The sequence below is a fragment of the Stenotrophomonas sp. Steno-C17 genome, assembly GCF_056393165.1.
Window position 1 is genome coordinate 20,923 of record NZ_JBWJPD010000031.1, and the last position, 16,416, is coordinate 37,338.

General features: G+C 64.9%; 36 protein-coding genes and 1 pseudogene. 21 read left to right on the forward strand and 16 right to left on the reverse strand.

The annotated features are described in order from the left end of the window. From AC06FA_RS19375 to AC06FA_RS19450, 16 genes and pseudogenes are all read right to left on the reverse strand, one after another. Complete coding sequence (locus tag AC06FA_RS19375) at nucleotides 1-279, reverse strand: hypothetical protein (RefSeq protein ID WP_478069708.1); 279 nt, start codon at nucleotides 277-279, stop codon at nucleotides 1-3. After that, complete coding sequence (locus AC06FA_RS19380) at nucleotides 276-599, reverse strand: hypothetical protein (protein ID WP_478069709.1); 324 nt, start codon at nucleotides 597-599, stop codon at nucleotides 276-278. Before AC06FA_RS19380 ends, AC06FA_RS19375 begins: the two co-directional genes overlap by 4 nt. Further along, a complete protein-coding gene (locus AC06FA_RS19385; protein WP_100437595.1) occupies nucleotides 596-844 on the reverse strand; it encodes a hypothetical protein in 249 nt (82 codons plus the stop codon). Before AC06FA_RS19385 ends, AC06FA_RS19380 begins: the two co-directional genes overlap by 4 nt. Then, the gene (locus AC06FA_RS19390) at nucleotides 841-1,278 is read right to left on the reverse strand and encodes a lysozyme (RefSeq protein ID WP_478069710.1); all 438 of its coding nucleotides are present in this window, start codon (nucleotides 1,276-1,278) and stop codon (nucleotides 841-843) included. The genes AC06FA_RS19385 and AC06FA_RS19390 overlap by 4 nt, the downstream gene beginning before the upstream one ends. A 67-nt stretch (nucleotides 1,279-1,345) precedes the next feature. Then, a complete protein-coding gene (locus AC06FA_RS19395) occupies nucleotides 1,346-1,804 on the reverse strand; it encodes a hypothetical protein (RefSeq protein WP_478069711.1) in 459 nt (152 codons plus the stop codon). Next, nucleotides 1,794-2,015 carry a hypothetical protein gene (locus tag AC06FA_RS19400; protein WP_478069712.1) on the reverse strand — a complete coding sequence of 74 codons (222 nt, stop codon included), beginning with the start codon at nucleotides 2,013-2,015 and terminating at the stop codon, nucleotides 1,794-1,796. The genes AC06FA_RS19395 and AC06FA_RS19400 overlap by 11 nt, the downstream gene beginning before the upstream one ends. Beyond that, nucleotides 2,012-2,364, reverse strand: a pseudogene (locus AC06FA_RS19405) (hypothetical protein). Before AC06FA_RS19405 ends, AC06FA_RS19400 begins: the two are co-directional and overlap by 4 nt. Then, nucleotides 2,361-2,642, reverse strand: coding sequence for a hypothetical protein (locus AC06FA_RS19410; RefSeq protein ID WP_478069713.1), 282 nt, complete (start codon nucleotides 2,640-2,642; stop codon nucleotides 2,361-2,363). Before AC06FA_RS19410 ends, AC06FA_RS19405 begins: the two are co-directional and overlap by 4 nt. Further along, entirely contained in the window at nucleotides 2,639-3,112 is a 474-nt protein-coding gene (locus AC06FA_RS19415) for a recombination protein NinB (protein ID WP_478069714.1), read from the reverse strand. Before AC06FA_RS19415 ends, AC06FA_RS19410 begins: the two co-directional genes overlap by 4 nt. Then, a complete protein-coding gene (locus AC06FA_RS19420) occupies nucleotides 3,109-3,375 on the reverse strand; it encodes a hypothetical protein (protein WP_478069715.1) in 267 nt (88 codons plus the stop codon). The genes AC06FA_RS19415 and AC06FA_RS19420 overlap by 4 nt, the downstream gene beginning before the upstream one ends. Before the next feature lie 236 nt (nucleotides 3,376-3,611). Beyond that, a complete protein-coding gene (locus AC06FA_RS19425; RefSeq protein WP_478069716.1) occupies nucleotides 3,612-3,998 on the reverse strand; it encodes a hypothetical protein in 387 nt (128 codons plus the stop codon). After that, complete coding sequence (locus AC06FA_RS19430) at nucleotides 3,995-4,171, reverse strand: hypothetical protein (protein WP_333627829.1); 177 nt, start codon at nucleotides 4,169-4,171, stop codon at nucleotides 3,995-3,997. Before AC06FA_RS19430 ends, AC06FA_RS19425 begins: the two co-directional genes overlap by 4 nt. After that, nucleotides 4,171-5,442: a replicative DNA helicase gene (locus tag AC06FA_RS19435; RefSeq protein ID WP_478069717.1), complete on the reverse strand. Its 1,272-nt coding sequence runs from the start codon at nucleotides 5,440-5,442 to the stop codon at nucleotides 4,171-4,173. The genes AC06FA_RS19430 and AC06FA_RS19435 overlap by 1 nt, the downstream gene beginning before the upstream one ends. Continuing rightward, nucleotides 5,439-6,176 carry a hypothetical protein gene (locus tag AC06FA_RS19440; RefSeq protein ID WP_478069718.1) on the reverse strand — a complete coding sequence of 246 codons (738 nt, stop codon included), beginning with the start codon at nucleotides 6,174-6,176 and terminating at the stop codon, nucleotides 5,439-5,441. Before AC06FA_RS19440 ends, AC06FA_RS19435 begins: the two co-directional genes overlap by 4 nt. A gap of 18 nt (nucleotides 6,177-6,194) precedes the next feature. Then, on the reverse strand, nucleotides 6,195-6,704 hold the full coding sequence (locus AC06FA_RS19445) for a hypothetical protein (protein WP_478069719.1): 510 nt from the start codon (nucleotides 6,702-6,704) through the stop codon (nucleotides 6,195-6,197). A 251-nt stretch (nucleotides 6,705-6,955) separates the two neighbouring features. Continuing rightward, nucleotides 6,956-7,156: a hypothetical protein gene (locus AC06FA_RS19450; RefSeq protein WP_478069720.1), complete on the reverse strand. Its 201-nt coding sequence runs from the start codon at nucleotides 7,154-7,156 to the stop codon at nucleotides 6,956-6,958. Here AC06FA_RS19450 and AC06FA_RS19455 point away from each other — a divergent pair. From AC06FA_RS19455 to AC06FA_RS19555, 21 genes are all read left to right on the forward strand, one after another. After that, the gene (locus tag AC06FA_RS19455; protein ID WP_478069721.1) at nucleotides 7,155-7,703 is read left to right on the forward strand and encodes a helix-turn-helix domain-containing protein; all 549 of its coding nucleotides are present in this window, start codon (nucleotides 7,155-7,157) and stop codon (nucleotides 7,701-7,703) included. The genes AC06FA_RS19450 and AC06FA_RS19455 overlap by 2 nt on opposite strands. 7 nt (nucleotides 7,704-7,710) lie before the next feature. Then, entirely contained in the window at nucleotides 7,711-8,073 is a 363-nt protein-coding gene (locus AC06FA_RS19460) for a hypothetical protein (protein WP_478069722.1), read from the forward strand. Continuing rightward, nucleotides 8,070-8,351 (forward strand): hypothetical protein, encoded by a 282-nt coding sequence (locus tag AC06FA_RS19465; RefSeq protein ID WP_478069723.1) that lies wholly within the window; start codon nucleotides 8,070-8,072, stop codon nucleotides 8,349-8,351. The genes AC06FA_RS19460 and AC06FA_RS19465 overlap by 4 nt, the downstream gene beginning before the upstream one ends. Nucleotides 8,352-8,488: 137 nt before the next feature. After that, entirely contained in the window at nucleotides 8,489-8,893 is a 405-nt protein-coding gene (locus AC06FA_RS19470; RefSeq protein ID WP_478069724.1) for an Lcl C-terminal domain-containing protein, read from the forward strand. Nucleotides 8,894-8,925: 32 nt separating this feature from the next. Beyond that, nucleotides 8,926-9,255 carry a hypothetical protein gene (locus tag AC06FA_RS19475; protein WP_478069725.1) on the forward strand — a complete coding sequence of 110 codons (330 nt, stop codon included), beginning with the start codon at nucleotides 8,926-8,928 and terminating at the stop codon, nucleotides 9,253-9,255. After that, complete coding sequence (locus tag AC06FA_RS19480) at nucleotides 9,252-9,476, forward strand: hypothetical protein (protein WP_478069726.1); 225 nt, start codon at nucleotides 9,252-9,254, stop codon at nucleotides 9,474-9,476. Before AC06FA_RS19475 ends, AC06FA_RS19480 begins: the two co-directional genes overlap by 4 nt. A gap of 112 nt (nucleotides 9,477-9,588) precedes the next feature. After that, nucleotides 9,589-9,777, forward strand: a complete 189-nt coding sequence (locus tag AC06FA_RS19485; protein WP_478069727.1) for a hypothetical protein — start codon at nucleotides 9,589-9,591, stop codon at nucleotides 9,775-9,777. Nucleotides 9,778-9,864: 87 nt separating this feature from the next. Then, nucleotides 9,865-10,302, forward strand: a complete 438-nt coding sequence (locus AC06FA_RS19490; RefSeq protein ID WP_478069728.1) for a hypothetical protein — start codon at nucleotides 9,865-9,867, stop codon at nucleotides 10,300-10,302. Nucleotides 10,303-10,381: 79 nt separating this feature from the next. Beyond that, nucleotides 10,382-11,143 carry a phage recombination protein Bet gene (bet, locus tag AC06FA_RS19495; RefSeq protein ID WP_478069729.1) on the forward strand — a complete coding sequence of 254 codons (762 nt, stop codon included), beginning with the start codon at nucleotides 10,382-10,384 and terminating at the stop codon, nucleotides 11,141-11,143. Then, entirely contained in the window at nucleotides 11,140-11,919 is a 780-nt protein-coding gene (locus AC06FA_RS19500) for a lambda exonuclease family protein (RefSeq protein ID WP_478069730.1), read from the forward strand. Before bet ends, AC06FA_RS19500 begins: the two co-directional genes overlap by 4 nt. Beyond that, a complete protein-coding gene (locus AC06FA_RS19505; RefSeq protein ID WP_478069731.1) occupies nucleotides 11,919-12,134 on the forward strand; it encodes a hypothetical protein in 216 nt (71 codons plus the stop codon). Before AC06FA_RS19500 ends, AC06FA_RS19505 begins: the two co-directional genes overlap by 1 nt. Continuing rightward, a complete protein-coding gene (locus AC06FA_RS19510) occupies nucleotides 12,131-12,355 on the forward strand; it encodes a hypothetical protein (protein ID WP_478069732.1) in 225 nt (74 codons plus the stop codon). Before AC06FA_RS19505 ends, AC06FA_RS19510 begins: the two co-directional genes overlap by 4 nt. Further along, nucleotides 12,352-12,765 carry a hypothetical protein gene (locus tag AC06FA_RS19515; protein ID WP_478069733.1) on the forward strand — a complete coding sequence of 138 codons (414 nt, stop codon included), beginning with the start codon at nucleotides 12,352-12,354 and terminating at the stop codon, nucleotides 12,763-12,765. Before AC06FA_RS19510 ends, AC06FA_RS19515 begins: the two co-directional genes overlap by 4 nt. Then, nucleotides 12,762-12,983 carry a hypothetical protein gene (locus tag AC06FA_RS19520; RefSeq protein ID WP_478069734.1) on the forward strand — a complete coding sequence of 74 codons (222 nt, stop codon included), beginning with the start codon at nucleotides 12,762-12,764 and terminating at the stop codon, nucleotides 12,981-12,983. Before AC06FA_RS19515 ends, AC06FA_RS19520 begins: the two co-directional genes overlap by 4 nt. Next, entirely contained in the window at nucleotides 12,980-13,492 is a 513-nt protein-coding gene (locus tag AC06FA_RS19525) for a hypothetical protein (RefSeq protein ID WP_478069735.1), read from the forward strand. The genes AC06FA_RS19520 and AC06FA_RS19525 overlap by 4 nt, the downstream gene beginning before the upstream one ends. Next, a complete protein-coding gene (locus AC06FA_RS19530; protein WP_478069736.1) occupies nucleotides 13,489-14,253 on the forward strand; it encodes a hypothetical protein in 765 nt (254 codons plus the stop codon). Before AC06FA_RS19525 ends, AC06FA_RS19530 begins: the two co-directional genes overlap by 4 nt. A 96-nt stretch (nucleotides 14,254-14,349) precedes the next feature. Then, nucleotides 14,350-14,667 (forward strand): hypothetical protein, encoded by a 318-nt coding sequence (locus AC06FA_RS19535; RefSeq protein ID WP_478069737.1) that lies wholly within the window; start codon nucleotides 14,350-14,352, stop codon nucleotides 14,665-14,667. Next, nucleotides 14,664-14,951 (forward strand): hypothetical protein, encoded by a 288-nt coding sequence (locus AC06FA_RS19540; RefSeq protein WP_478069738.1) that lies wholly within the window; start codon nucleotides 14,664-14,666, stop codon nucleotides 14,949-14,951. Before AC06FA_RS19535 ends, AC06FA_RS19540 begins: the two co-directional genes overlap by 4 nt. Next, nucleotides 14,948-15,130 carry a hypothetical protein gene (locus AC06FA_RS19545; protein WP_478069739.1) on the forward strand — a complete coding sequence of 61 codons (183 nt, stop codon included), beginning with the start codon at nucleotides 14,948-14,950 and terminating at the stop codon, nucleotides 15,128-15,130. The genes AC06FA_RS19540 and AC06FA_RS19545 overlap by 4 nt, the downstream gene beginning before the upstream one ends. 11 nt (nucleotides 15,131-15,141) lie before the next feature. Further along, nucleotides 15,142-15,477, forward strand: coding sequence for a hypothetical protein (locus AC06FA_RS19550; protein ID WP_478069740.1), 336 nt, complete (start codon nucleotides 15,142-15,144; stop codon nucleotides 15,475-15,477). An 8-nt stretch (nucleotides 15,478-15,485) separates the two neighbouring features. Continuing rightward, entirely contained in the window at nucleotides 15,486-16,325 is an 840-nt protein-coding gene (locus AC06FA_RS19555; protein WP_478069741.1) for a tyrosine-type recombinase/integrase, read from the forward strand. Nucleotides 16,326-16,416 lie beyond the last annotated feature (91 nt).

The following is a 16,416-nucleotide window of genomic DNA, read 5'->3' on the forward strand; positions in this document are numbered from 1 at the left end:
TCAGCTCGGCTTCCGCTGGCTGATGAACTTGGCGATCAGCCCGACGCCAGCGAAGGCGCGGATGAAGGTCGTAATCGCGCTCGGCATGGCCTCGTCCGCCAGCATCCCCACTGCAGCAGCCGCGGCATAAAGGCCATCCGGGCTGGCGAGCAGAACGCCCCACAGCCAGGTGGTCCAGTGTTTGAGCGTTTCCTTCACCGGCGCGATGCCCTGCGGCAGGATGCTGACCTTCTTGGGCTTGGTCGGCGGCGGGGTGATGATCGGGGTGGGGCTACTCATTTGGCTTCGCGCTCCTTCTGGCGGTCCAGTTCCTTGTCGACTTCCTCGGAGAACCGGGGAGCCAGCATGTAGACGGCCTTCTGGTAGGCCTCAGCCTGCCGGGTAGCCACATCGGCACTGCTGGCAACGTGCGAGATCCACACGGCCCCAAGAATCACGCCAGCCAGCGACACGCCAATGGCGATCCCGTTCCAGATGGAACCGGCGCCCTCGACGCGGATGGTGTTCAGGTTGTTGCTCTGTGCCGGACGCAGCAATGCGCTCAAGTCGGTGATGCTGGCTTCCAGCCTGTCAAGCGGGTCCGTGAGGCGCTCAGTCACCGCCCGGAGCCTCGGATCTCGCCCTTGATCTCGGCCACGGCCTTGAGAAGCTCAGTGCAGGTCGCGCTGATATTGGCCATGGTCTGCTCGATTCGGGTGATTTCCGGCTTCTTCACAAACTCATCGGAAACCAACACCCGGAGGTCGGTGATCCGCTTCGACAGGCTCACGATGTAACCCAGGGCGAAGATCACCAGAGGCATCAGCACGCCGACAGCCACGTTCACCACGATCTGCCAGTTCATTCGCGGAATACCTTCTGTTCGTCCAGGCGGCGATTGGTCAGGCCCTTCATGACCTTGCCTGCCGCCCGGTTCCAGCGTGGAAATTCCGCCGCGGCGCCAGCAATGTCCCCGGCGTTGAACTTCCGCAGCAGGGTGGAATTGGCAAAGGAGCGGGCGCCGATGTTGTAGGCCAGGCTGGTCATCGCCCCGAGCTGCGGGTCAGTGGCCGGCCGCTTTAGGGCGGACTTCACGCCCTTGAGGAATCGACTCACGTCCTGCGCCAGCCGCTCATCGGCCTGCGCCTGCGACCACTTCACGCCCTTGACGATGCCTGGGCCAGTTGCTCCCCAGCCAATGGTCCATGGCGCTCCACCTGTTGCCGGGTCAGGGTACGCCGCCAGCTTGCAACCCTCCCACCGCTTCACGAGGGAGACGGCGTAGGCGAGGGCTGACATGGGGGCTCCATAACGAAAAAGCCCCCAGTCCGTCAGGACTAGGGGCAACTTTGGCAACGTAGCTGATTTATGCCACTCTCAGGTCGGACCTGTCAAGGGGGTGGGCGAATCCCATGCCCTCAAGGAAGCCTCTGACACGGTCCTCCCCCCTTCTGACCAGTTCCATGTATCCCGTTTTTGAGATGACCGGGCTACCTGCATTGGCGAGCAGAAGGTTGGCCGTCTCCCAGCGCTCGTTCTTGCGCCGGCCGCTGCCACAGTAGTAGGCGCGCAGCACGATAGCCATATCGCGGTGGCTGCGCCAGACATACGCCACCACGTCCTCAATCCTCTGCGCCCGAAGATCCGTCTCCATTGGCTTGTAGCCTTGAGTCCTACCAGGCATTTCACCCTGGTGCTCGATCAATACTGCCAGAAGGTTCTTCGACTGGTGGCCGAGATATTCGCAGTCGCGATGAAGGGCAAACTCCCTTCCCCAGTGCTCCAACTCTGCTCGGACGTATACCCCGAAGGTGTCAATGTTCATGGCCTACCCCCTGTGAATTGGACTGTTTCCTGCGGCGGATCTCGCGGCGCATCAGCTGCGCCTCGGCTTTGAATGCGCGGGCCTCGTGCAGCACCTCGCGCACGTCGTAGCCCTGCCGGTGGAGGCTGAACACCTCGTCGGCCAGCGCGTGGTCGATCCGGGCGACGACTTCCAGCTCTGGGGTGGTGTACTGGCTGAAGGTGGGGCTCATGCCTCCGGCCCTCCGGTGATTCTCACCACCACCTGGCCGCCCTTGCGGACCTCGGTGCTGACCAGCGGGTGGCTGATGAACCGCCTGTCATCGATGCCCAGCGCATCGGCGATGCCGTCCCGGTACGGCTTGAACCGGGCGAGCATGTTGTCGTCGTCGGGCAGCAGCTTGGTCGGCGGGTGGAAGGTGAGCCACAGGTGCAGCTTCCCTGCCGGGAGGTCCCACAGCTTGCAGCCCGCTTCCAGCGCCAAGATGTAGCCTTGGGCGCGGCCCTGTGCTTCGTTCGCCAATGCACCCGCCCATTCGGCGACAGGTCCTTGCTCGGCCACGGCAGGATCAGCTCGTTCATGCCGCCACCCCGATGCCAAGCCGCTGCAGGGTCACATTGAGCGCGGCCAACTCGTCCATCTTGTGGATCCGCCACATGACCTTCTGGCCGTGCCAGCCGTTCACGCTGCCCTGGTGGCAGTCCTTGCAGAGCGCCACGGTGGTGAAGTGCTGACCTTGGTTGATGTGGTGGGCGTCGGACGGGGCCGGGGCATCGCACACGCTGCACGGCAGCCCCTTGACCGCCTGCAGGTGCGCGCGCTCGGCGGCGGTGAAGGCCTTGGCGTTCTTAGTCCTCACGCCGCCCTCCTCTTGGTCGGCGCGAACTGCGCCATTTCGTCCTGTGCGCTGGCGGACCACTCCACGCCGCGCTCGGTGCCGAAGGCCTGAACGAATTCGATGAAATCGCCCATCTTCCGGCGGCTGTACTGGCTGGTCCGGGCGCCGAGCATTACGGTCGTGCCGCCGATGCCCTGAGCCATCTTCGATTCGCCCTCAAAGGCGGCCGTAAGCACAGCCTTCCAGCTGTCCGAATCCATCAGCCCGATGGTCCAGTTACCGCCCTTGGTGTACGGCCACTCGACCTGGCGCGCGATATCAGCCAGCGTGGCCCACATGCAGGCGTTGCTGTCCAACGTCCGCTTCGGCTCGTCAAGCGTGATCTGCACCGGGCCGCCCTTGATCCAGTCGTTGATGGCGTGCACCACGTTGGAGATGACCTTCGGCCAGTCAGGATTGCCCTTCTGGTCGACCAGGAAGGTGCGCTTCATGCCGCACACTCCATGTGGTGGACCACGACCACCGCACCTTTTAGACCACTGGCGATCAACGCCCGCTTGTTGTCGTCGCCATAGGCGATCAGGCAGATGGGACCACCACTGTTCCCCCGTGCACGAGTGCCGTCAGGCCGGTGGAAATGGGGACGGTTTGCCAGCATCAGCACGGCGCTGGCACGACGCCAAACGTGCCGCTGGAACATGGCCGTCTCGGTGCGAGCGAAGGCCAGCGCGACCCCATTGCCGTGATCAGCCATGCGCGCAAGCCACGCCTCGGTGTGACGCCCGAACGGTGGGTTGCACCACACTCGGCCATGCCACTCTGTTGTGAGGCCATCCTCCGGCAGTTCGATGTGCCGGGCGGCAGTAGGCCACGGGCGAGGCGATGGTGCAGCGCAGGGGTCCAGGTCGAACGGACCTAGGGCTGCAACAATCGCTGGCGGCGTCAACCAGGTGTGAGTGGCGGCCTCGGGCCGCGCTGCGTATGGGTGGCTCATCCCACCACCTCCGGCGGAGCGGGCAGCGGCTGCCATTTGGTAGGCTGGGTGGCCGGGCATCCGAATCCATGCACTCGCCACGCCAGCTCGTGCGCGTCCCATGCGCCACGCATCACGCGCGAATGCCAACCCGGATGATCCAGCAGCACCGGCTGACCATGCTTCGGCGCGCTCTCAATCGGCTGCCACTGCGGGACCGATGTCGGAATTCCGACATCGAAAGTAGGCTGTGTGAGAGCAGCGATCACCGCTCTCACGGCCACATCTTGATAGATGGCAGTAAAGTTCAGCCCGCCACGCATCTTGGCGGCGTGCCTCGGGAATCCCTCTTCGTCAAACGCATCGGACAGCAGCTCCCGCGCCTTCAATTCGATCTCGCTCATGCCTTCCTCCTGATCTGCTCGTCTCGTTCGTCCCAGCCGGCCAGCCAAGCCCGGCGCAGCGCCAGCCCGTCCTCGCCCATGGCGTAGAGCGGGACCGAATTCCGGTCCTTGTGTGCGTCGCGCATCCACCGGCCGGTCTGGCGGGCGCGTTCCAGTTCGTATTGCGGGACCATCAGAAATCCCTCCCCAGGTCGGCGAAGCGCATGGTTTCGCTGAGGAAGGCGACCTTCTTGAACCCGGTCGGCCCGTGGCGGTTCTTCTCGATCAGGATCTCGGCGATGCCGCGGTCCTGTGTCTCGCGGTTGTAGACCTCGTCCCGGTACAGCATCAGGATCTGGTCGGCCTCGCGGGTCAGCTCGTCGCTGTTGGCCAGGTCGCCAGCCGTGGGGCGCTTGTCCCCTACCCGCTGGTCGACGCCCTTCACCACCTGGGCCAGCGAGATGACCGGGATCTGCAGATCACGGGCAAGGTTCTTCATGCCGCGCGCTACCTGCGAAACCTCGGTGATGCGGTCGGCGCGGGGCACGGTGATGCGCTGGGCGTAGTCGATGAAAAGGCAACCGATGCCGTGGGTGTGCTTCCACTTCCGGGCGATGCCGACGAGCTCGTCCAGCGTCACGGCGGAGCGGTCGTAGATCCACATATCGCGGGCGATAGCGCGGCCCATACTGGCCTGCAGCCGACCCCAGTCCTCGTCCTCCAACTGTCCGCTGCGCAGACGTGACGCGGCGACCGACGACACCAGCGACAGGCGGCGCAGGGCCAGCTGCACGGCCGGCTGTTCGGCGCTGATGACGCCAGGGCGCTTGCCGGCGTCCGCCGCCGCCTCGATCAGGCCGCCGAGGAACGCCGTTTTGCCCATGGCCGGCCGGCCGCCGATGATCGTCAGGTCGCTGTCGTGCCAGCCGCCGAGAATGTCGTCCAGCGCGCTCAGGCCCGTCGGGATGCCCGGCAGCGCGCCGCCCGACGCGTGGTTGCGCTCGACCTCGCGCCACGCCTGCTGCAGCGCCTGCTTGCCGGTGTACTCACACGCGGTCACCACGGCGTTGAGCGCCAGCAGCCGACCAGCGGCCACGTCCACCGCGTCCTCCTCGCCGGCACGCGCCGCCGACACCAGCTGCAGGCCCACCGCCACCGCCTCACGGCGACGCCAGTTCTCGCGCACCAGCTCGGCGTAGGCGACCACCGCGGACGAGCCGGGGACGTTCGCGGCCAGGTGCACCACGTAGTCGAAGTCGTCCGGGGACGCCTCGCCGATGGTCACCGCGTCGGCAGGCTCGCCGGCCAGCACACGGTCACGGATCAGGCCGAACACCCGAGCGCGCTGCGGGCTGGTGAAGTGATCCGCGCCGATCAGCGGGGCCACGTCGTGGAAGCGCTGGTTGTCCTGCAGCAGACCACCGATCACGGCTTCCTCGGCGAAGGATGGGGTCACGTTGCTCACAGCGCCCTCCTCCCGCCGCCAGCGGCCTGTGGCTGCTGCTGGGCGAACAGTGCGCCGCCACCGTTGCCGCCACGGCCCTCAGCCGCGCGGCGGATCCAGTTGCGCCACGTGGCCGGCCAGTCCAGCTTGCGGCCGTCCTTGCCGGCCTTGGCCGTCCAGAAGTCGCGGAACTTCTCCGCCTCTCGGGCCACGTCAATCCCGTTGCCGTTCTCCAGCGCCCAGGTCACGAGGTCCGTACTCGGCTGCCAATCGCTCGGCAGGCGGGAGCCGGTAGGCGACCGCGAGGTGATCGGGGTCGCCGATGCCGGCAACGGCGCTGCGTCAGCAACAGGCGCGGCCTGCTCTTCTCTTCTCTGTTCTGTATCTGTTCTGTTCTGTTCTAGGGCGTCACGCTCCGTCACATGTGACGTCACAGGCTTGTCGCGCTGCCTGTCACGATAGGCGCGAGTCCTTGCGGCGCTTGAGTCCGAGGCGAATTGGCGCTTCTCCCAGTTGAGGACATTCCACGCCGAATCGATGAATCCCTTGCGCACGAACAGCGCCTTGGTCTCGGCCAGTTCGTCGGCGCTGATGCGCATCTGAAACGCTAGTTCTTCGTCACTGAGCGTCACTGTGACGTCACTGCAACGGAGGCAGAACACCATCAGCAGACGGCGCTGCATCGCCTCGCTCATCATCTGCACCTTCGCGTCGGATGCGAACTCGGCGTACATGCGGAACCAGGTGTTGGCCATTACGCTGCCCCTAGTAGGTCAGGCTGCGGCGTAGCCGAGCGCCGGGCTTCCGCCCTGGCCTGCTCGTCCGCGCATCGGGACAGGTGCGCGGCGATCTCCTCGCGCGTCATAGGCGGGCTGGACTCGATGACCTGAATGCACTCGGCCAGCCGCTGCAGGTACTCGGCTCGGTTCTTCATTGGCGGACCTCATCAGGTCAGCCAGGCGCTCGACCTCGCAGATGCCGTCAAGGGCGGCCTGCAGGCTGAGGAACTGGCGAAGGAGATTGGAGCCGGTGGCGGCGCACAGCGGGCCGACCAGCTTCTCGGGGATCGGGCGGACGCCGTTCTGCATCCGCGAGACGTAGGACTTCGACTTGCCGATGCAGGCCGCCACGTATTCGAGCTTGTGGTGGCCGGCGCGGATCATCACGGCCAGCGCGTGGGCGGCTGATTCGATCTGCCGGACGATCTGCGACGGCGCGTCTTTCGGGGCGTGGTGCACGCCGAACGCGAGCCTCAGTTCTTTTTGGTTGCCAGGGGTTGCCATGCGTTGCCTATCGTTGCCAAGCCCTCTCGGGCGGAATAAAGGCCCAACCCACAACGGATTGAGCCAAGTGAATTCAGAGGTGAAGCGGTCGAGCGGTGTAGTCGAGTTGGTGCCGGTTGCCGGTCGGCTGTTCGTGCTGAGGCGTTACGCGGATCGGGTGCAGATCACCCAGGTGGAGCGGAAGAACCCGCCCGCCCCCGGCAGCGGCACCGTGGTGCCCTTCCCTGCGCGGGGTCGGTGAGGTGGGCATGTCAGGCCCGGCGGCGGCGAGCGGCCTTGCGCTCGGTGGCCGTAGCGAGATCAACCAGCGCCTTGCCAACCTCGTAGGTCGGCTGCATCAGGCCGCGGCGAATCCGATTGATGGTGGACTGCCGGGCACCCACAGCAGAGCCGATGCTCTGCTCGGTCAGCCCGGCGGCGCGGAGACGTTCGATGGCGAGTGAGGGGTTCATGGCCAAGGAAAATATCCCATTCGGGATACATTTGGAATCCCCAAATGCATTTTGTCCGACGAACGGTATGCGGGATCATTCCGGTATGCATGACGACGACCTGCCTCGCCGCAATCTCCGCCACCTGATCCACGTCAACCGCACCACTGCAGCTGATGCTGCGGTCGCCTCCGGGGCCGGGCAGTCGTGGGTGAGCCGTTACATGGCAGGCAAGATCAGCAAGCCGAACCCCGAGAAGATGGGCCAGTTGGCCCGGCACTTCGGCGTCTCCGCCAGCGACCTGATGTGGGTTGATCTGTCCGGTATCGAGGAGCCGGCAGCGTCTCAGTCCGTGGGATCGGAGCGGGAGATAGTTGCAGCCGCAGTGAAGCTGGTGAGCGAGATGGAGGCCATGGCCCCTGAGCCGCTTCCCAGGGACACCTATGCGGATCGCCTGTACGTGGCCATGAAGGTGGTCCAAGAAGAAGGCGCCGCCGGGATCATGGACGACAGCAACGTGATCGTTGCCCTACGCCGCTTCGCTGCCGAGCTTCGTAAAACAGGGTGAGGACAGCATGGCGATCAGCGACGAGCGACTGAAGCAACTTGCAGGGGAAATGGCTGCGGCCATGGGCATGACGCCTCGGAACGAATCGAGGCCGGTTATCGTTAGACGCGGCCAGGTAGTGCCATTTCAGCGATCCGGAATGGATGGGGCTACCCGAGACCTGATCTATTCCCGTATCCGGGACCTGGCCCGCATGTACTGGTTGGCATGGCTGATCCGGCAAGAGACGGCCCACGTTCGCGGCGTTATGGAATGCCTGACCGATGACGAGCTGATGGAATTGAAAGACAAAATGGAACGGGCCAGGGAATGCCGCGTCGAGGGCATCGGGTTCGATGAAGCGGGGCTGGTTAGGGAGCAGCGACTATGAGAAGCATTGGATTTTTCGCCGTGGCGACAGCCGCCATCCTATTAGCGGCCTGCATGCCCAGCTACGAGCAGCAGTCAGAGAAGCTCTCGAAGTTCGCCAAGGGCAACCAGATCGGAAGCTCACCGGACTACTTTCTGGTGAAGTACGGGATGGGCGGCCCAGAAAGGATCGCGCTTATCTATGGGATGGCGCCGGATCTTGAGTTCTGTCAAGAAATCGCCGAGACGTACATGGCGAGATACCCAAACAGCACATACCAATGTGAACTCGCGAACTAGTAGGTAGACCTTCTACCTACCGTTCGTCGGCTTATGCAGAAATTTATCCCGTTCGGGATTGCATAGTTATCCCGTTTTGCATATCGTTCTCCCAACGCCGCAGCACACCCACTCCCGGGAGCGGCTTGGAGACGAAGATGAGCCTGAACCAGCAGCGCTTCACCCAGACCCACGGCGGCGTACTGACCGTCATCGACAGCAAGACCGGCCTGGAGTGGACCGCAAAGCCGCTCGCCCAGGGCGAAATGACCCACGAGCAGGCGACCAAGGCCTGCGCCGAGCTCGACTACGCCGGCCACCGCGACTGGTCCCTGCCGACCCGCGAGCAGCTGCTGACCATCGTGGATATCACCCGCCACGAACCGGCCATCGATACCTACGCCTTCCCCGACTTCCCGAAGCGCGGCTGGTTCTGGACCTCCGACCTGTGCGCCTGGTCCCCGGCGTCCGCGTGGGGCGTCCTTTTCAACTACGGCTACGTCAACGGCCTCCCCCGCGACTACAACGGGTTCGCGTTGGCCGTGCGTCGTGCCGGTCAGTAATTGGCCTTTTTGATACGCCATCCGAGGCAGCCATGAACGCCATTCGCAACCATCACAACACCGAAGTTACCTACGACGGCCGGGTGTACCCGTCCCCATCGATTCAGGACCGGACTGCAGATGCAATCTCCTGGCTGTCCACCTCGCCGAGCGTGATGGGTGAGCTGGTGCTGACCGAGGGGGAACTGACTGCAATGTCGGAGGCGTTGAAAGGCGCGGACGCCATCGAGTTCACCCGTCTGTACCAGGCCGCGATGGACCGCCACGTTCAGGACGAACTGGACGACTACAAGGACCGCTGCGGCATTCGGAACGAGTCGGACTACGAGGCGGCTACCGCGCTCGTGAGGATCCATTCATGAGCGCCGTGATCCTCCCCTTCCCGCGCCGCATGATCCGCGCGGTGGCAGTGGCCGAACTGGTGCGCCTGGCTGCACTGCGCCTCGGATACAAGCCGCACCACGCCGACCGTGCGGCCTCTCTGGCGCGGGCTGACTTCCTGACCGGCCGCTACAGCGCTGCGATGGCCATTGGCCGGATGGTGCGCGACCTGCGGGCTGGGATGGCTGGGGGTGCGAAGTGACCGCCGACGACCGCGCCGCTCACGTCTACGCGCTCAAGAACACCGCCCTCATCGCTGCACTCGCGTTCTGCTTTGGCGTGCTGGCAGTGACCATCTTCCAGGCGGTGTTCGCATGAACCCGTTCGACCACCTCGATGCCGCCTTTGCCAAGCAGTTCGGCGGCCTGCCGAAGATTGAGCCGCCTGTCGCGCCGGGGCTGGAAGCAACCGAACACCACTTTGACGGCCTGCTGCTTGGCAATGCCGATATCGAAATGAACAACCACGAAGCCGTGCACGGCATCTGCGCCGACGGCGACTGACTCCCCTGCCCTGCCTCCCCAGCAGGGTCCCGCGACGGGCGGGTCCAACAACCCGGCAACTACACCCACGAGACCAAGGATAGACCCATGAAGATCAAGATCACCATCGGCGGCAACGAACGCACCGCCATCATCCTGCCCAGCGAATGCGCCAGCCTGGCCGCCGAACTGATGGCGCGCGCAACCATCTTCGAACGCGACGGCCACTACAGCACCAGCGGTTGGAAGCGCGCCGAGGAAGGCGTTCGTATCGAGTACACCGAGGGCGGCGAGCTGGAACCGACCCATCCGCTGGTAGAGAAGGCTCAGAAGGAAGCGTCCGAAAAGAGCAGCCAGTGGTACGCGGAGTACACGAAGAACCAGAAGCTGACCAAGGAATTGGACGAGCTCAAGGCCCAGCTGGCCGGCATCCAGTCGGTGACCACCTGCACCGTTGCCTCACCCGAGCCGGACGCCGGCACCGACGAAGACGAGAACGCCGACATCCCGCTGATGAACGATCCGGACGTTGATCCGTTCGTGTAACTCCCCGCAGGGATGCGACCGCCCGCCCGGCGGCGGCTCCGAGAGCCGGGCAACTATTCCACCTACCAGCAGAGCAGCCATGAGCAACCTCGTCCTCTCACAAACCAAGAGCCTCGCCGCTTCACTGAACATGGGCGCCGACGATGCGCAGGAGCTTGTTGCCGTACTGAAGGCCACCGCCTTCAAGGGCCAGGTCTCCGACGCGCAGATGACCGCGCTGCTGGTAGTAGCGAACCAGTACGGCCTGAACCCGTGGACGAAGGAAATCTACGCCTTCCCCGACAAGAACAACGGCATCGTCCCGGTGGTAGGCGTCGACGGCTGGTCGCGCATCATCAACTCACACGCTCAGTTCGACGGTATGGACTTCGAGCAGGACGAGCAGAGCTGCACCTGTTCGATCTACCGCAAGGATCGCAGCCGCCCGGTGCGCGTGACCGAGTACATGGCCGAGTGCCGCCGTTCCAACGCTGGCCCGTGGCAGTCCCACCCGCGCCGCATGCTGCGCCACAAGGCGATGATCCAGTGCGCCCGTCTGGCGTTCGGCTTCGTTGGCATCTACGAGCAGGACGAGGCCGAGCGCATCATTGAGGGCGAAGTGGTCCGCGCCGAGCGTTCTCCGGCCAGCACCACCCGTCAGCTGCCTGCCGAGCCGGAGGATACGCCCGAGCGCCAGGCCCTGTATGCCAGCCTGCAGGAGATCGCGACGGCTGGTCTGGACGCCTACGCCGACGCGTGGGGAAAGCTGACCCCCGAGCAGCGCAAGATGATCGGCCAGTCGGGTCACGAGACGCTGAAGGGCGAAGCCGAGCGCGCAGAGGCTGAGGAGGTCACGCCGTGAGGCTGATTTCCTGCGACCAGGGCAGCGACGCATGGCACAACGCCCGTGCCGGGGTCATCACGGCCAGCATGTTCGCCACCGCTCGCTCGCGCGTGGGCGAGCTGACCGACCAGCAGCGCGCCTACGTCGATGCGGTGCTGGCCGGTATGGCACACAAGGCCGCTGCCGAGGCAGCCAGCTACAAGGCCGTGCCGAAGTCGGCAGTGATTGAGAAGGCGCTGGCCGGTGAGCCGGTGGGCGACTTCAGCGAGGCGTCCAAGAACTACGCCTTCCGCCTGGCCATCGAGCGGATCAGTGGCGAGCCTCTGGACGAGGGTTTCGAAACGTTCGCCATGCGCCGCGGCCATGAGATGGAACCGCTGGCCCGCGCCGAGCATGAGGTGCAGTCCGGCCTGTTGGTCCGCCGCGCAGGGTTCGTGCTGAGCGAGTGCGGCGACTACGGCTGTTCCGCCGACGGGTTCATCGGCGAGGACGGCGGCAGCGAATACAAGTGCTTCATCAACCCGGAAAAGCTGCGCGCCTTCCACATCGACAACGATGCCAGCGAGGTGTTCGAGCAGGCCCAGGGCTGCATGTGGCTGACTGACCGGAAGTGGTGGCACATCGGCCTCTACTGCCCGGCGCTGGCCTCGGTGGGTCGGCAGCTGTGGTGGCGCCGGTTCGAGCGCGACGAGGCCTTCATCGCCAAGATGCGCGCCGACTTGGAGCCGTTCCGCCAGATGGTGGTCGGGTTCGAGCGGAGCCTGCGCGCTGGCGACCGCCAGGAGGCCGCGTGATGGACGTTTCGTTCTACCCCAGCCACGCCAAGTGCTTCCGCCGCGCCGGGCAGACCCGCGCGCAGCTGTACGCCAGCGTGATCGAGGGCAAGCGCTTCACCACGATGCAGGTCGCGGAGATTCTCGGCGTCTCGCGCAGCACGGCGTATGACCGGATCAAGCGCGGCCCGTATCCGCTCACCTGGGCCAATCTGATGAAGGCGAGGCTGGCATGAAGATCTGCACGAAGTGCGCGGCCCGCCTGCCGCTGCGGTTCTTCCCGATGGCGAACGGTAGGCGACACGCGGACTGCGCGGCCTGCCGGAACACCGACCGGAGGCTCCGCGACCCACTGAAACCCCTGCGGCGCGATCCGCTGCAGGTCCACCTGAACAATCTGACGAACGTGTGGTGCCCGATGGAAGTCAGCAGGGCGCCGCTGAGGAGCATCGCATGAGCATCAAGGATTACAAGATCGGCGACGAGCTTTTCCGCTACGTCGAGGCGGCTGGCATCTTCCGTTACGTGGTGATCGGTCGCCGTGAGCGCCAGGAAGAAGTCCAGCTAGAGGTCGAGTGCAAGACCTGCAGCCACGGCTGGCAGTGCCAGCTGCTTCTGGCGCAGGACGACTACGGCAAGGTCGTGGCCGTCCACATGCTCAATGAGGACGAGGACGAGCCGCAGCGCGTCTGGCACGGGAACGAAGGCTTCCACTTCTGGCCGACTGTCGAGCAGTGCAAGGCCGAGGGTCTGCAGAAGGCCCTGCGGAACCGGATCGAGAGCGTGCGCGTCGCACAGGAACGCCTTGATGCGGCGAAGAAGAGCCTCGCTGAGATTCAGGCGCTTGTGGATGGGGTGCAGCCGTGACCGCCATCCACGTAAAGCGCACCTTTGAAGGCGCGACCCAGCAGCAGAAGGACGCCGAGGCCCAGCAGATCGCAGCCGACGTGGAGCGCTTACTGCGCTCGGGCGGCAAGGTCCAGAAGCTCGGCACCAGCCCCATCGACCGATCCACCGTCAGCCGCCGCCAGGTGGTCGAGGGTGGCCACGCAGGACGCACCAAGCAGAAGGAGAAGCGGGTATGACTCAGGAAATCGACTGGACCGCAGTGTCCGATGCCGCACACGCCGAATGGGTGGATGCTGAGCAGCGGCAGAGGATCGAGCAGGACAAGCCTATTGGGCCGAGCGAATGCCCTGTCACCGGCCGTGCCTTCTACGGGAACATGGAACATCCGGATCTTGGCTGGATCGCCATGTACGGCGGCCCGCTCGACGTGTATTCGATCCCGGCGCTGGGCTCCGACGACGAGCTGCGCGTCGAGCGCTACGACCTGGACGCAGATGCATGGGTCGAGGGTGGCGAGCCGATTGGCTACTTCTACCTCGAGCAGCAGCCCGACCACGCCGCCGAGATCGCCCGCCTGCGCGCCGAGGCTGATTCGCTAATGGATAGCCAGTACATGGCCGGGGTAACGGCAGGCTGGAATGCGGCCAATTCGGATGACCCGAAGTCTGCGCTGAAATCGGTTGAACGGGCATATTCGGGCCGTCACAGCAGAAGTGGCAGCGCAGCCATGGGAGCCGACGCATGAACACGATGGCAGACGGCGCAGCCCAGCGCCTGGTCGCGCAGATCGGCGAGGCCCTGTTCGGCCAGCCGGGGCTGACCCTGATGGAGCTGGCGGAAAAGGTGAAGGGGACGCATGAACAATCGGCGCATTGCTCTGTGAAGCACTGCGGCATGACTTACTCACGAATTCCGCGAGATGGCCGATGCCACGCGTGCGGAGGAGCGGTCCAGCCCTCCCCGGCCGGTCAGGGGGATGCGCGCGAACTGCTGGCCGCTGAGTTCGACAAGAACGAAGTAACCGCTGCCGCTGCACGCCGACTGCGAAACCACAATGAAACCGCAGTAGAGGCCGCTGCCCTGCGTGTCATCGCCGCCCGCCAGGCGGTGTGCCCGAAGTGCAACGGCAGCGGCGAAGGCGTGGCGATGGCCGGATCGGGGCCCGACAGCTACGACGTGGACGCCGACTGCACCGCCTGCGATGGGACCGGTGCCGCAACCGGCAAGGATTCCTTGACCGTTGGCGGTGGGCAGGCGGTTGCGTGGATGACGCATCACGATGAGCCGATGCTCTACCCGACCTTCAGCGAGGCAGCTGCCTACTGCGACGACGATGAGACGCCAATCCCGCTCTACGCCGCCCCGCCCGCGCAGGCCGTGGACCTGGGGCAGTTCCGGCAGGCCGTCCAGTTCTTCATCGCGTACACCTTTGCAGGTACGCCCAGCCACGCCGAGGGCAGACGCCTGCTGGCCCTGATCGACAGCCAGGGGCCCACCAATGACTGACCACCTAGCAACCGTGGCCGTGCGGTTCGCCATCGTGCTGGGCGTGTTCGTGTTCGGCATCACCGCGTTATGGCTGGGGTGGCAGGCTTGGCGGGGATGCGCCTGGTGCTGGCGGAGGGTGGCCACGTGATGACGCCTGACCAGCTGCGCGCTTTCGCCCGCTCGATCCTCGACCGCAAGTTGCGCAAGGGCTGGCGCCCTGAGCAGATCCAGCGCATCGAGTACGAGGCATTCACCGGGCCGGCCCACGCGAGCTACCTGATTTCGGCCGGCAAGATCTCGGTGTGCCAGGAGGATCAGTACCTGATTCGCCACACCGATGCATGGGCTGTGACCTTCCGCATGGCTGACCTGCTGCGCGAGGAAGCCACGCCGCCGCCGGTGCTGCCGGCCCAACTGGACCTGTTCGCATGAACCTTTCACCATCTATGGGACTCGGCGCGCGGGACTTCTCCGCCGACGCTTCGATGCCGCCGGTGGTCAAGGTCCGCAGGGTCAAGCACGACCTTGCGGGCTACGGCTACATGCGGTCGATCATGCTCTTCATGAAGTGGGCGCACGAGCAGGAGAAGTTCCCCACCACGGAAGAGGTCATCGCCCGATTCCGCGTGAGCCGCGCGACGGCCTACCGGCTCACCAGCGCCCTGGCCGACACCTATGGCATCGACCCCGCCGTGCGGCACAAGGATCGCCGATGAATCCCCAGCTTTTCCCCCTCGAACCTCGCCTCATTAAGCAGCCGCCTAAGGTCGTGCTGCGCGAGCAACTTGTAACTGCCGCTGACGAGTTGATCCGCCTGCGCGCGGAGAACCTGGCGCTGCGCGACGCCGCACAACAGGCCGGGGAGCAGCTGCGCGCTGCCCTGGACACTGACTGAAGGAGGACCCGATGGGAGCTGCTGAAAAGCTGGATATCGTCGGCAAGGACTGGCTCACCGTGGACGAGGCCGCGCACTACTGCGGGGTCTCCCGCAGCCAGTTCGACTCGAACATTGCCGATTACGGCATTGAACCGCGCAACTTCATGGGCAAGAAGCTTTACGAGAAAGCGGCCCTCTACTCGGCAATCTACGGCGCTAGGCAATGGTCAAGGTCACAATCTTCTGGCGGGACGGCGCCGCGTACCTCAACTGGCGGGAAGGCGGTAAACGAAGCCGTGTCGCCATTGGTCGCGTCAGCCCACGCGAAGCTGAGGGCATACGAGCAGCGAAAGAAGCGGAACTGACCCATGGGGTGCGCATCCTGCCCAGGCTTCCGACCGTGCGGGACTTTCTGGACGCATACCTGGATTGGTACAAGGCGGAGCATCCGACCACGCACGGGAAGGCAAAGAGCGAGGTTCGGCTGTTTATCGCCCGCTTCGGCCATAGGCCCATCGACACCTTGAGGCCAATGGAAATGGAGTCGTACAAGTCAGACCGGCTGACCAAGGACAAGGTCGCGCCGGAGACTGTCGGCAAAGAGGTGCGCCGGCTGCAGGCCGCGTTTCGGCGTGGCGTGAAGTGGAAAGAGCTGGATTTCAACCCGCTGGAGGAAACCCAGGCGCCGCGCGGTGTCCGCAGCGTGGCGGTGAGGTTCTACGACCGCGCGGCCATGCGGAAGCTGTACCGCGCAAACCCCGACCGAGCGGCTCTGTGGCTGTTCATGGCCCACACAGGGCTGCGCCGCGGCGAGCTGGTTGGGCTGGGGAAGGATTCGGTGACCGGCCGCCGGCTGAGGGTCGAAAGCGATCCGGACGAGGATGGCCAGGGCCGCACGAAGTCGGGCAAGTGGCGTGAGGTGCCGCTGAACCGCTATGCGCGCTGGGCGTTTCGCCGTCTTCCCGACCCGCTGGTGACCGTGCACAAGGACACGGTCTCTGACTGGTTTGCCTCAGATTCCAAGCGCGCCGGCATCGGCGGAAGTCTGCACCGGCTGAGGCACACGTTCTGTGCCCACATGGTCATGGCCGGCGTTCCGTTGCGACGGGTGCAGATTCTTGCCGGTCACGCTGACTACGCCACGACCGAGAAGTACTACGCCCACCTGACGCCAGAGGGCGACGACGGCGCGGTGGCGAAACTCAGGTACTGAGCCGCGCTTGGGACCACTGGGACCAAATGCTGTGGATACTTGGGAAACAGTGGGAAATGCAGTGCGATGTGGCGGCGCAAGTCATTGATTT